General features: G+C 36.0%; 10 protein-coding genes. All 10 read left to right on the top strand.

The window, feature by feature from the left end:
* The first annotated feature begins 27 nt into the window (after window positions 1-27).
* Entirely contained in the window at window positions 28-1,884 is a 1,857-nt protein-coding gene (gene uvrC, locus FYJ58_RS02515; protein ID WP_154516772.1) for an excinuclease ABC subunit UvrC, read from the top strand.
* A gap of 69 nt (window positions 1,885-1,953) precedes the next feature.
* Window positions 1,954-2,877, top strand: coding sequence for an HPr(Ser) kinase/phosphatase (gene hprK, locus FYJ58_RS02510; RefSeq protein WP_154516769.1), 924 nt, complete (start codon window positions 1,954-1,956; stop codon window positions 2,875-2,877).
* Window positions 2,878-2,893: 16 nt separating this feature from the next.
* Entirely contained in the window at window positions 2,894-3,835 is a 942-nt protein-coding gene (locus tag FYJ58_RS02505) for an ROK family glucokinase (RefSeq protein ID WP_154516766.1), read from the top strand.
* A gap of 67 nt (window positions 3,836-3,902) precedes the next feature.
* Window positions 3,903-4,832, top strand: coding sequence for a UDP-N-acetylmuramate dehydrogenase (gene murB, locus FYJ58_RS02500; protein ID WP_154516763.1), 930 nt, complete (start codon window positions 3,903-3,905; stop codon window positions 4,830-4,832).
* Between the two features lie 21 nt (window positions 4,833-4,853).
* Window positions 4,854-5,705 carry an RNase adapter RapZ gene (gene rapZ / locus FYJ58_RS02495; RefSeq protein ID WP_154516760.1) on the top strand — a complete coding sequence of 284 codons (852 nt, stop codon included), beginning with the start codon at window positions 4,854-4,856 and terminating at the stop codon, window positions 5,703-5,705.
* Between the two features lie 16 nt (window positions 5,706-5,721).
* The gene (gene whiA, locus FYJ58_RS02490; protein WP_154516757.1) at window positions 5,722-6,678 is read left to right on the top strand and encodes a DNA-binding protein WhiA; all 957 of its coding nucleotides are present in this window, start codon (window positions 5,722-5,724) and stop codon (window positions 6,676-6,678) included.
* A gap of 2 nt (window positions 6,679-6,680) precedes the next feature.
* A complete protein-coding gene (locus tag FYJ58_RS02485; protein WP_154516754.1) occupies window positions 6,681-6,944 on the top strand; it encodes an HPr family phosphocarrier protein in 264 nt (87 codons plus the stop codon).
* A gap of 108 nt (window positions 6,945-7,052) precedes the next feature.
* Window positions 7,053-10,541, top strand: coding sequence for a DNA polymerase III subunit alpha (locus FYJ58_RS02480; protein ID WP_154516753.1), 3,489 nt, complete (start codon window positions 7,053-7,055; stop codon window positions 10,539-10,541).
* 32 nt (window positions 10,542-10,573) lie between these two features.
* Window positions 10,574-11,545, top strand: coding sequence for a 6-phosphofructokinase (pfkA, locus tag FYJ58_RS02475; RefSeq protein ID WP_154516750.1), 972 nt, complete (start codon window positions 10,574-10,576; stop codon window positions 11,543-11,545).
* Between the two features lie 156 nt (window positions 11,546-11,701).
* Window positions 11,702-13,456, top strand: coding sequence for an ABC transporter ATP-binding protein (locus FYJ58_RS02470; RefSeq protein ID WP_328597779.1), 1,755 nt, complete (start codon window positions 11,702-11,704; stop codon window positions 13,454-13,456).
* Window position 13,457 lies beyond the last annotated feature (1 nt).

The raw sequence follows: 13,457 nt of genomic DNA, 5'->3' as shown, positions 1-13,457 counted from the left end.
AGACAGCATTCCGGCAAGGAGGATTCGATGTTTAATATAGAAGAAGAATTAAAGAAATTACCTGCAAAACCAGGTGTATATCTTATGCATGATGAAAAAGATACAATTATTTACGTTGGAAAGGCAGTAAGTTTAAAAAACCGTGTGCGTCAGTACTTTCAGCCAAGTAGAAATGTTACGCCTAAAATTGCACGAATGATTGAACATATTCATCGTTTTGAATATATTATAACAGACTCCGAGCTGGAAGCTCTTGTATTAGAGTGTAATTTAATAAAAGAATATCGTCCTAAGTATAATACGATGTTAATGGACGATAAGAGTTATCCTTATATCAAAGCAACCATACATGAGGAATATCCAAGATTATTATTTGCAAGGGAAATGAAAAAAGACAAGGCGAAATATTTTGGACCTTATACAAGTGCGGGTGCAATTAAGGATACACTTCTGCTCATGCAAAAAATTTATCATATCAGGACATGTAATCGCAACTTGCCAAGAGATATTGGCAAGGAGCGGCCATGTCTTAATTATCATATTAAGCAATGTAAGGCTCCCTGTCAGGGATATATTTCCAAAGAAACGTACAGAGAGTCTTTTTCTAATGCACTGGAATTTTTAAATGGTAATTATAGTAATGTTTTAAAGATGTTGGAAGAAAAAATGTATGAGGCTTCTGAAAAATACGAATTTGAAGTAGCAGCAGAGTATCGGGATTTATTAAATAGTGTAAAGCAAATTGCTCAGAAGCAGAAAATAACAAGCCAAGAGCAGGATGATAAGGATATTATCGGCTTTGCGAAGGCGGCAGAGGAAGCGGTAATACAAGTGTTTTTTATCCGTGGAGGGAAATTAATTGGGCGTGAGCATTTTCATTTTAACGAGGTTGAACATGATAGCCATGCTGAGATTCTGACAGCCTTTATAAAACAGTTTTATGCAGGAACACCATATATACCGAAACAGATTGTACTTCCCTCAGAGATTGAGGAAGAGGTAGTATTAGCAGAATGGCTTTCGGAAAAAAGAGGTCAGAAAGTATATTTCCGTGTACCTAAAAAAGGTCAGAAGGAACGGCTGGTTGAATTGGCTTGTAAAAATGCGTCTTTAATTTTGCAGCAGGATTCAGAAAAAATAAAACGGGAAGAGGCAAGAACAATTGGAGCAGTCCGGGAGCTACAGAACCTGCTTGGACTTCCATCTATTTCTCGAATGGAATCGTTTGATATATCAAATATTAATGGTTTCGAATCGGTTGGTTCAATGGTCGTATTTGAAGATGGAAAACCAAAGAAAAATGACTATCGTAAGTTCCGGATTAAGACAATCAAAGGGGCAGATGATTATGGCAGTATGAGAGAGGTTTTAACGAGAAGATTTGTTCATGGAATCGAAGAGAGAAAAGAATTACTTGAGAAGAACCAGGATCCAATGCTTGGAAAATTTAGCCGTTTTCCGGATTTGTTGTTGATGGACGGTGGAAAAGGTCAGGTAAATATTGCAATTTCTGTTTTAGAGGAGCTGAATATCCAAATACCTGTATGTGGTATGGTAAAAGATGATAATCATCGGACGAGAGGAATTTATTTTGAAAATAAGGAACTTCCAATTGACCGCCATAGTGAAGGTTTCAGGCTGGTAACAAGAATACAGGATGAAACCCATCGTTTTGCAATTGAATATCATCGTTCCCTTCGTGGTAAAAACCAGGTTCACTCGATTTTAGATGAAATTGAGGGAATTGGTGCAACAAGACGCAAGGCACTTATGAAGTATTTTAAGTCTTTGGAACGGATTCGGGAGGCAACAGTGGAAGAGATAAAAGAAGTTCCTTCGATGAATGAAAAGGCTGCTATTTCTGTGTATCGTTTTTTTCACTAAAAAATTTGCAGATATTGATTTATTTATGATAAGATAAGAGAAAAAACATGTGCAGTTAGGAGGAGTTTTATGTATACCGTAGAATTACAAAAATTAGTTGATAAACTGCAGCTTATTAATTGTACACCTGAAGTAAAAATTGAAGAAATTGCGATTACTCAGTCGGATGTAAATCGTCCGGCACTTCAGTTGGCAGGTTTCTTTAATCATTTTGATTCGAACCGAATTCAGGTAATTGGAAATGTAGAGTATACTTATATGCAACAGATGGAACAGGCAGAGAAGGTTGCAAGAGTAGAACAGATTATGAACGAAAGAGTTCCGTGTATTGTATATTGTAGAAATTTGGAACCTGACAAAGAAATTATTAAAATTGCAAATGAAAAGAAAATTCCTGTTTTTCGTGCAGAAAAAACAACTTCTTCTTTTATGGCAGAAGTAATCCGATGGCTGAATGTAGAGTTGGCTCCTAGAATATCCATTCATGGAGTACTTGTAGATGTCTTTGGCGAAGGTGTCCTGATTATGGGAGAGAGCGGTATCGGTAAGTCTGAAGCTGCACTGGAACTGATTAAGAGAGGGCATCGTCTTGTTACCGATGACGTCGTAGAGATAAAAAAAGTAAGTGATGATACTTTAATTGGTACAGCACCGGATATTACAAGACATTTTATTGAATTGCGGGGAATCGGAATTATTGATGTAAAGACACTTTTTGGTGTTGAGAGTGTAAAGGATACACAATGTATTGACTTAGTTATTAAACTGGAAGAGTGGAATAAAGATGAAGAATATGACCGTTTAGGGCTGGAAGAAAAGTATACGGAATTTTTAGGAAACAGGGTTGTATGCCATTCAATTCCGATACGTCCTGGGAGAAATCTGGCAATTATTGTGGAATCTGCAGCGGTTAATTATAGACAGAAAAAGATGGGATATAATGCTGCGAGGGAACTATATAACCGTGTAACTAATAATTTAATGAATAAATAGGGAAAGGAGAACAAAAATGAGTAGGGTTTGTGTTGGTGTTGATATAGGGGGTACGTCTGTAAAAATTGGAATTTTTACAACAGAAGGAATTATTCAAAAAAAATGGGAGATTCCAACTCGTAAAGAGGAGAGTGGAATCCATATTTTGGAAGATGTTGCATTATCAATTCAACATACTGTTTCTGAGATGAAACTTGGAATGGAAGAGATAATTGGAATTGGAATTGGTGTTCCAGGACCTGTTGTAAATGAAAAAAAGGTAATTCAATGTGTAAATTTGGGTTGGGAAAATGTTGAAGTCGCTGATAAAATGAAAGAGCTGACAGGAATTGAGAATATTAAGGTTGCCAATGATGCAAATGTTGCTGCCTTGGGAGAAATGTGGAAAGGCGGCGGCGAAGGATACAAAAGTATTGTTATGGTAACACTGGGCACCGGAGTCGGTGGAGGAATCATTGCAGATGGAAAGATTCTTACAGGCAGTAATGGAGCTGCTGGTGAGATTGGACATGTTACTGTCAATCCATCCGAAACAGTAGTTTGTAATTGTGATAAGAGAGGCTGTCTTGAACAATATGCTTCTGCAACCGGTATTGTCAGAGAAACAAAGAAGGCGTTGGAACATACGGATAAAGATACGGTTTTGAAAAAGGCAGAGCATTTGTCTGCGAAGATGATTTTTGATGCGGCAAAAGCAGGCGATGAATTTGCAAAGGAAATGGTTGAAAATCTGGGGTATTATTTAGGTCTTGCACTCGGTACGGTAGCACAGGTTGTTGACCCGGAAGCATTTGTCATTGGCGGAGGTGTATCAAGAGCAGGGGATATTCTGATTAAAACGATTGAGCGGTATTATGATAAATACGTTATGATGGCACTTAAAAATAAAACATTTTGCCTTGCAACCTTAGGGAATGATGCAGGTATTTATGGAAGTGCGAAATTGATTTTAGACTAAAATTTAGTTTGACATAGAACTTTTTAAAAGGAATAGAATAAAAAGTACAAGCATAAAATAGCTAAAAATGAGAAAGAAAGGGCTTACTTTGAATCAGGAATTTATATTAGAATTAAAAAAAATATCAAATAATGTAAAGCTTAAGGAAGAAATGAAGCTTCACACGACATTTCGAATCGGTGGTCCTGCAGATTATTTTGTAGAACCGGAATCAAAAGAAGAAGTTAGAGAGCTTCTTCTTTTATGTCGAAGAGAAAAAATGCCTTATTATATTTTAGGTAATGGAAGTAATTTGTTAGTTGGCGATAAGGGGTTCAGAGGACTTATTATACAGATTGGAAAAAATTTAAGTCAGGTTACCTTTTCAGAGAATAGAGTTGTAACAGCAGAAACCGGAGTTATGTTATCAAAACTTGCAATTCAGATTGCAGAAAAAGGATATACGGGTTTTGAGTTTGCCGGTGGAATACCGGGAACACTCGGTGGGGCTGTTACAATGAATGCGGGTGCTTATGGTGGAGAAATTAAGGATTGTATTGTATCAGCAGAAGTTATTGATGAAGAAGGAAATATATTTGTTTTGTCAAAAGAGGAATTAAATTTAGGGTATCGTACAAGTATAATTCAACAGAAAAGTTATATTGTATTGGCTGCCAGTTTTCAGTTTGAGCAGTCAGAGAAGAAAGCTGTGTTAGATACAATTGCAGATTTGAATCAAAGAAGAAGAGAGAAGCAGCCTTTAAATTATCCAAGTGCAGGAAGCACATTTAAGCGACCGGAAGGATATTTTGCAGGTAAATTAATCATGGATGCCGGTTTGAGGGGATATCGCATAGGTGGTATTATGGTGTCTGAAAAACATTGTGGCTTTGTTGTCAATGTGGATAATGGTACTGCAAAAGAGGTTCTTATGTTGATAGAGGAAGTACAAAGGAGAGTATTTGAGCAATTTGGTGTTCACTTAGAGCCAGAAGTTCGGATGATAGGTGAGTTTTAACTTGAGAGGAAGGCGGAAATTATGGGATTTGTTATTGTGACAGGAATGTCAGGAGCAGGGAAAAGTCAGGCTTTAAAAATGCTGGAGGATATAGGTTACTTTTGTATTGACAATCTTCCAATTCCGTTTATAACAAAGATTGCAGGATGGATGGAAGAAGATGATACCGTTGAGAACATTGCACTCGGGATAGATTCAAGAAGTGGAACTTCGCTGAGTATTTTAGAGAAAGAACTAGAGCATTTAGATAAAAAATATTCGAATTATAAAATATTATTTTTAGATGCCAGCACAGAAGTATTAGTGAAACGTTTTAAAGAAACGAGAAGGACACATCCACTTTCAGGCGTCGGAAGAGTGGATAGAGGAATTGATCTGGAACGTAAAAAAATTGAGTTTTTAAAGAAGAGAGCAGATTATATTATAGATACGAGTCATCTGTTGATTCGTGATTTGAAATCAGAGATGGATAAAATCTTCTTAGAGGGAAAACAATATAGTAATTTTATTATTACGGTAGTATCGTTTGGTTTTAAGTATGGTATCCCTGTTGATGCAGACCTTGTTTTTGATGTTCGTTTTTTGCCAAATCCTTACTATATTCCTGAATTGAAGTATAAGACTGGAAATGATAAGGATGTTTTTGATTATGTAATGTCGTCAAAAGAGGCAGGATGTTTTTTAGATAAATTGGAAGACATGCTTACGTTTTTGGTTCCGAATTATATTATAGAGGGAAAGAACCAGCTTGTAATTGGGATTGGTTGTACCGGTGGAAAACACCGGTCTGTAACATTGGCAAGATCAATAGCAAAACGACTTGATAAATTAGAGTATGGAATCAAATTAGAACACAGAGATATTGAAAAATAAAGATAGAGGAAGTTATATGTCGTTTTCAAAGAAGGTAAAGGAAGAATTATCAAAGCAGATTAGTACAGCGAGGCATTGTCAAATTGCTGAAATTGCTGCTATAATTAGTCTTTGTGGGAATATTATAATAAATGAAAGAAATGAGTACTTTATAAAAATTCACACAGAAAACTTGACAGTTGCAAGAAAATACTTTATTTTAATAAAGAAATCATTTCAGGTATCGGCTGAAATTTCGATACGGAAAAATGTGAATTTAAAAAAGAGTAAAATATATACTGTATTAATAAAGGATTCAGAGGCTGCATTACTAATCTTAAAGGCTACGAAGTTAATTGACATAAATGGAGAGATTAGAGAAGAGTTATCAATTACAACTAATTTGGTTGTCCAGAGTAGCTGCTGTAAACGGGCATTTATTCGAGGAGCATTTCTTGCATATGGATCGATGAGTGACCCGGCAAAAACATATCATTTCGAAATTGTAACATCAACAAAGGCAAAAGCGAGTCAGCTTCAGGAGATTATACATTTTTTTGGAATTGATGCAAAGATTGTTTTGAGGAAAAAATATTATGTTGTCTATGTAAAAGAGGGTTCGCAGATTGTTGATCTTTTAAATATTATGGAAGCTCATGTGGCATTGATGGAATTGGAAAATGTCCGGATTCTGAAGGAAATGAGAAATTCAATTAATCGTCAGGTAAACTGTGAAACTGCTAATATTAATAAAACAGTTACAGCGGCAACAAAGCAAATAGAGGATATACAGTATATAAAAGATACAATTGGCTTTGGTGAACTTTCGGAAGGGTTGGAAGAAATTGCAAAGATAAGACTCGAACAACCGGAAGCTTCACTAAAAGAATTAGGTACACTTCTTAATCCGCCAATCGGTAAGTCCGGTGTAAATCACCGATTAAGAAAATTAAGTGAAATCGCTGACCGTCTAAGGGAAGAAAAGGAGAGATAACAATGGTAACAAAAAAAATGACAATTAACATTCCAACAGGGTTGGAGGCAAGACCGGTAGCAATATTAGTTCAAGTGGCAAGCCAGTACGATAGTAGCATTTACATAGAATGTGAAGAGAAAAAGGTAAATGCAAAAAGTATCATGGGGATGATGAGTTTAGGTCTTCCGGCAGGGGAAGAAATTATTGTATCTGCTAATGGTAAAGATGAAGAAGCAGCAATTCAAAATATTGAAAAATATCTTTCAAGTGAAAGTCAACAATAGAATAAAACTATTTCAAAATATATTGAGTAGGAGTGAATGAGTGATAGACAGTTGCTCTTCACTCCATTCTTTATTTAGAAATACAGATACGAGGTGAAGTGAAGAAATATGAATTTTACACATTTACATGTCCATACAGAATATAGTTTGCTGGATGGATCTAGTAAGATTAGCGAGATTGCAGTTCGAGCGAAAGAGCTTGGAATGGATAGTCTTGCAATCACAGATCATGGTGTCATGTACGGAGTTATTGATTTCTACCGGGCGGCTCATGATGCAGGAATTAAACCGATTCTCGGATGTGAGGTATATGTGGCACCTAATTCGAGGTTTGACAGAGAAAACGGAGGAAGTGCAGAGAATCGATATAATCATTTAGTCTTACTTGCTGAGAATAATAAAGGTTATTCCAATCTTATGAAAATTGTTTCCAAGGGTTTTACAGAGGGCTTTTATTATAAACCGCGTGTTGATTATGAAGTACTTGAAAAATACCATGAAGGAATTATTGCTTTGAGTGCTTGTCTGGCAGGAGTTGTTGCGACAAACCTTAGAAGGGGATTTTATGAAGAGGCAAAGAAAGAAGCGGTACGGCTTCAATCTATATTTGGGGAAAATAATTTTTTTCTGGAGCTTCAGGACCATGGAATAGCGGATCAGCAGACAGTAAATCAGGGATTGCTAAGAATGAGCACCGAAACGGGGATTCCACTGGTTGCTACGAATGATGTTCATTATATTATGGCAGAGGATGCAGAACCACATGATATTCTGCTTTGTATCCAGACACAGAAAAAAGTAACAGATGAGAATCGTATGAGATACGATGGAGGTCAGTATTACTTGAAGTCGCCGGAGGAAATGGCAGAAGTATTTCCATATGCCCTCGAGGCATTAGAAAATACCCACAAGATTGCAGAACGTTGTAATGTGGAAATTACATTTGGAGAATATAAGCTTCCTAAATTTGATGTTCCGGTGGGATTTACTGCATGGGAATATTTGCAGAAGCTGTGCTATGACGGATTAAAAGTAAGGTATCCGGATAAATGGGAAAATCTAAAGGAACGTTTGCAGTATGAATTGGATACGATTCATAGCATGGGATTTGTAGATTACTTTTTAATTGTTGGTGATTTTATTAAATATGCCAAAGATAATGGTATTCCGGTCGGACCGGGACGAGGCTCGGCAGCAGGCAGTATTGTTGCATATAGTTTGGGAATCACAAACATTGATCCGATTAAATATAATCTTTTGTTTGAGCGGTTTTTAAATCCGGAGCGTCTTACAATGCCAGATATTGATATTGACTTTTGCTATGAGCGAAGGCAGGAAGTCATTGATTATGTAGTCCGAAAGTATGGGAAAGACCGCGTGGTTCAAATTGTAACATTTGGAACTATGGCAGCAAAAGCTGTAATTCGAGATGTAGGAAGAGTGTTGGATCTTCCATATGCTTATGTGGATACAATTGCCAAAATGATTCCAAATGAGCTTGGAATTACAATTAGCAAGGCGTTGAAAGCAAATCGGGAGCTTAGTGAGCTTTATAACAATGATGAGCAGGCGAAGTATTTAATTGATATGTCATTGCGATTAGAAGGACTTCCAAGACATACATCGATGCATGCGGCAGGTGTTGTAATTAGTAAAGAAGCAGTTGATGAGTACGTTCCATTGTCAAGAGCATCTGACGATACAATTACAACACAGTTTACGATGACTACATTGGAGGAACTAGGTCTTTTAAAAATGGATTTTCTTGGTCTTCGTACCCTTACTGTAATCCAGAATGCAGTTAATATGGTTAACAAGAAATACGGAGCCGGTTATATTGATATTGATACGATTGATTACGATGATAAAAAAGTATTTGAAATGATTGGAAGCGGGAAAACAGAAGGTGTGTTTCAGCTTGAAAGTGCTGGTATGAAGAGCTTTATGAAAGAATTGAAGCCAGAAAATCTGGAGGATATTATCGCCGGTATCTCTTTATATAGACCTGGTCCGATGGATTTTATTCCAAGATATATCAAGGGGAAAAATAATCAGAGCAGCATTACTTATGAGTGTCCCGAATTAGAGCCAATTCTTGCACCGACTTACGGATGTATTGTGTATCAGGAACAGGTAATGCAAATTGTAAGAGATTTGGCAGGTTATAGCTACGGTCGAAGTGATTTGGTGCGCCGTGCGATGTCAAAAAAGAAAGCTTCTGTGATGGAAAAAGAGCGTCAGAACTTTGTATACGGAAATGAAGAAGAAAATGTAAAAGGATGTATTGCAAACGGTATTAACGAACAGGTTGCAAATCATATTTATGATGAAATGATTGATTTTGCAAAATATGCGTTTAACAAATCGCATGCCGCTGCCTATGCAATTGTTTCTTATCAGACCGCTTATTTAAAATGTTATTATCCGGTGGAATTCATGGCTGCACTTATGACGTCTGTATTAGGAAATATTCCAAAGGTTTCTGAATATACACTTCATTGCCGTCAACTCGGGATCGAGATTTTACCTCCAGATATTAACGAAGGAGAGGGTGATTTTTCGGTATCTGGAGGAAATATCCGTTATGGTATGTCATCGATAAAGGGGCTTGGAAAACCGGTTATTGACGCAATTGTGGCAGAAAGAGAAACGGGTGGAGTATATACCTCATTGAAAGACTTTGCAAGCCGTCTTTCTGGAAAAGAAGTAAATAAAAGAACAATCGAAAATTTCATTAAGTCAGGTGCTATGGATAGTCTTCCGGGAACAAGAAAGCAGAAAATGGCTGTTTATGCACAGGTTATTGATGGGGTAAATCAAGAGAGAAAGAATAACCTAACTGGTCAGATGTCATTTTTTGATTTTATTTCTCCGGAGGAAAAGAAAGAGTATGAGGTGAATTTTCCAGAAATCGGGGAATATGAAAAGGAACAGCTTCTGGCTTATGAAAAAGAGGTACTGGGAATTTATATCAGTGGTCATCCACTGGAAGAGTATGAAACAATGTGGCAGAAAAATATTACGAATCCGACAAGTGACTTTGCACTAGATGAAGAAACGGGAACTGTTAAGGTAAGAGATGGTGAAAATGTTGTCATTGGAGGCATGATTTCTGGAAAAATAGTTAAGACAACCAGAAATAACAGTGTGATGGCATTTATTACAATTGAAGATTTGCTAGGGACAGTAGAAGTTATTATTTTCCCAAAAGATTATGAAAAAAATAAATCATTATTAGTGGAAGATGAAAAAGTATTCATTCAAGGAAAGGTTGCAGTGGAAGAAGACCGTGGCGGAAAAGTTATTTGTCAGAAAATTATTCCGTTTTCATCAATACCGAGAGAATTATGGATAAAGTTTGCGAATAAACAGGAATTTGTAGAAAATGAACAAACATTAGACGAGATTTTAAGCGATTCTGACGGGGATGATGTTGTTTGTATCTATTTAGAATGTGAAAAAGCGATAAAACGAATGCCAAAAAGTAAAAATATTAAAGCAGATAAAGAATTAGTAGCGAAACTTTCCGAAAAATTTAAGTCTGAAAACATCAAGGTCACAGAAAAGAGTATTGAAAAAATATACAAAAAAGGTTAAAATATTAACAATATTAGTATGGAGGTTTTTCTATGAGTCAAGTAAAGACAATCGGTGTTTTAACAAGTGGTGGTGATGCACCAGGAATGAATGCGACTATTAGAGCGGTTGTTCGTACAGCTCTGGCAAATGGTCTTAAAGTAAAAGGTATTATGAGAGGCTATGCAGGTCTTTTAGATGAAGAGATTATTGACATGGATGCAAAAAGCGTTTCTGATATTATAAATCGTGGCGGTACTATTTTATATACAGCACGTTGTCCAATGTTTAAAGAACCGGAAGTGCAGAAAAAAGCAGCAGATATTTGCAAAAAAAATGGAATTGATGGTTTAGTAGTAATTGGCGGTGATGGTTCCTTCCAAGGGGCAAGTCGTCTGGCTGAAAACGGAATTAATACAATAGGTATTCCGGGAACAATTGATTTAGATATTGCCTGTACCGATTATACAATTGGTTTTGACACTGCTGTTAACACTGCGATGGAAGCAATTGATAAAGTACGTGACACATCTACATCCCATGAACGTTGCAGTATTATTGAGGTAATGGGAAGAGAAGCGGGTTACATAGCTTTATGGTGTGGTATTGCGAATGGTGCAGAAGAAATTTTGACCGTTGAGCATTATGATGGCAATGAACAGCGTATTATTGACAGTGTATTAGAAAAACGAAAAGTAGGTAAAAAACACCATATTATTGTCAATGCGGAAGGTATTGGTGATTCTTATGGTTTGGCTCAAAGAATTGAAGCAGCAACCGGTGTTGAAGCAAGAGCTACGATTATCGGACATATTCAACGTGGAGGCAATCCAACTTGTAAAGATAGGGTATATGCTTCTACAATGGGTGCAAAAGCAGTTGACTTGCTTATAAGAGGTAAGACAAATCGCGTGATTGCTTATAAAAATGGAGAGTTTGTTGATTTTGATATCCAGGAAGCATTGGCTATGAAGAAAGAGTTAGATCCATATTTATATTCTATGGCAAAGAAATTATCTCGATAATATTATTAATGTATATTTTAAATTTAGAGATGGTGAGCGATCTGTTATGTGCACATTTTAATTTATTTCGAATAGACAGAGCAGTATATAACAATTGGGCGAATTGCATCAGTGGTTTATACTGCTTTTGCTTTTCAGAAGAAGGGAGATTGTTACGTGAATCAAAGAACAAAGAAATTTTTATCTTTTTACAAACCATATCTGGGACTATTTATGCTGGATATGCTTTGCGCCTTTATTATAGCCGGTGTTGCTTTAGTTTATCCATTAATTGTCCGCTTTATTACAAATGATTTGTTGGTAAATTATAGTAGGGAACAGATACCGATGGAGCTGATAAAAGCTGCATTTTTTTTGTTGGCAATTTTTATTCTTCAATTTTTTTGCAATTATTTTGTTACATATAAAGGACATGTAATGGGTGCAATGATGGAATATGATATGAGAACGGAATTATTTTCTCATTATCAGAAACTTTCTTTTAATTTTTATGATAATCAGAAAACCGGGCAGCTTATGTCGAGAATTACAAATGACTTATTTGATATAACGGAACTTTGTCACCATGGGCCGGAAGATTTAGTAATTTCTATTATTAAGTTTGTCGGAGCATTTGTTATTTTAATGAGAATTAATGTAAGGCTTACGCTACTGGTTTTTCTGTTTTTGCCAATTATGTTTGTTTTTGCAATGGTTATTAGAAAAAGGATGCATCGGGCATTTAAGAAAAATAGGGAAAAAATTGCAGATATTAATGCAAATATCGAAGATAATCTTTCTGGGATTCGTGTTGTTAAATCATTTGCAAATGAAGAATTGGAGATGGAAAAATTTAAAGAAGGAAATGATGGATTTTTAAGCAGCAAGAGAAACAGCTATAAAAATATGGCAACTTTTCATTCCGGATTGGGTTTTTTTATAAATATGATTAATTTTGCAGTTGTAATTGGAGGAGGTTTTTTTATTTCAGATGGTAAGATTTCATTGTCTGATTTAGTTACATTTCTATTATATGTATCAAATCTGATTGAGCCGGTACAGAAACTGATTAATTTTACAGAACAATTTCAAAATGGAATTACAGGTTTTGAACGATTTATGGATATACTGGAGATTGAGCCGGACATTGTAGATAAAAAAGATGCGGTTGAATTAAAAAATGTAAAAGGCGATATTACATTTGAGAATGTATCTTTTAAATACAATGATGCCAACAGTGAGGTATTCCGAAACATTAATCTTCATGTGAATGCTGGTGCTTATGTTGCATTAGTTGGTTCATCTGGCGTAGGAAAGACAACTATGTGTAGTCTGATACCAAGATTTTATGAAACATCAGAGGGGCATATTTATATTGATGGAATGGATATAAAGGATATTAAGCTTAAATCTTTGAGAAGTAATATAGGTGTTGTTCAGCAGGATGTTTATCTATTTACAGGCACTATATTGGATAATATAAGATATGGAAAAATGGATGCAACAAGAGAAGAAATCATTGAGGCTGCTAAAAATGCAAATGCACATGAATTTATTATGGAACTTCCGAATGGATATGATACGGATATTGGTCAACGAGGAGTCAAGTTGTCAGGAGGTCAGAAACAGCGACTGAGTATTGCGCGAGTATTTTTGAAAAATCCACCGATTTTAATTTTTGATGAAGCAACGTCTGCACTGGATAACGAAAGTGAAAAGGTAGTTCAGGAGTCGTTGGAACGTCTTGCAAAAAACAGAACAACCTTTGTAATTGCTCATCGTTTGACGACAATTCGTAATGCTAAAGATATTATTGTGTTGACGGAAGATGGAATTAAAGAGAGAGGCACACATGAGCAGTTGATGAAACAAAAAGGAATTTATCAGGGGTTATATACTGTGAATCAAAATTTTAAAAGCATAGAGAACTGAT

It is taken from the genome of Velocimicrobium porci, assembly GCF_009696045.1.
In the GTDB taxonomy this organism is placed as follows: Bacteria; Bacillota; Clostridia; order Lachnospirales; family Lachnospiraceae; genus Velocimicrobium; species Velocimicrobium porci.
The sequence above is the reverse complement of the archived record's forward strand: the minus strand, read 5'-3'. Positions and strand labels throughout refer to the sequence as shown.

What these genes read in the sequence shown, in the direction of transcription:
- FYJ58_RS02485 (WP_154516754.1), top strand. Translation starts at nt 6,681, where the DNA reads ATGGTAACAAAAAAAATGACAATTAACATTCCAACAGGGTTGGAGGCA.
- uvrC (WP_154516772.1), top strand. Translation starts at nt 28, where the DNA reads ATGTTTAATATAGAAGAAGAATTAAAGAAATTACCTGCAAAACCAGGT.
- whiA (WP_154516757.1), top strand. Translation starts at nt 5,722, where the DNA reads ATGTCGTTTTCAAAGAAGGTAAAGGAAGAATTATCAAAGCAGATTAGT.
- FYJ58_RS02505 (WP_154516766.1), top strand. Translation starts at nt 2,894, where the DNA reads ATGAGTAGGGTTTGTGTTGGTGTTGATATAGGGGGTACGTCTGTAAAA.
- pfkA (WP_154516750.1), top strand. Translation starts at nt 10,574, where the DNA reads ATGAGTCAAGTAAAGACAATCGGTGTTTTAACAAGTGGTGGTGATGCA.
- murB (WP_154516763.1), top strand. Translation starts at nt 3,903, where the DNA reads ATGAGAAAGAAAGGGCTTACTTTGAATCAGGAATTTATATTAGAATTA.
- hprK (WP_154516769.1), top strand. Translation starts at nt 1,954, where the DNA reads ATGTATACCGTAGAATTACAAAAATTAGTTGATAAACTGCAGCTTATT.
- rapZ (WP_154516760.1), top strand. Translation starts at nt 4,854, where the DNA reads ATGGGATTTGTTATTGTGACAGGAATGTCAGGAGCAGGGAAAAGTCAG.
- FYJ58_RS02480 (WP_154516753.1), top strand. Translation starts at nt 7,053, where the DNA reads ATGAATTTTACACATTTACATGTCCATACAGAATATAGTTTGCTGGAT.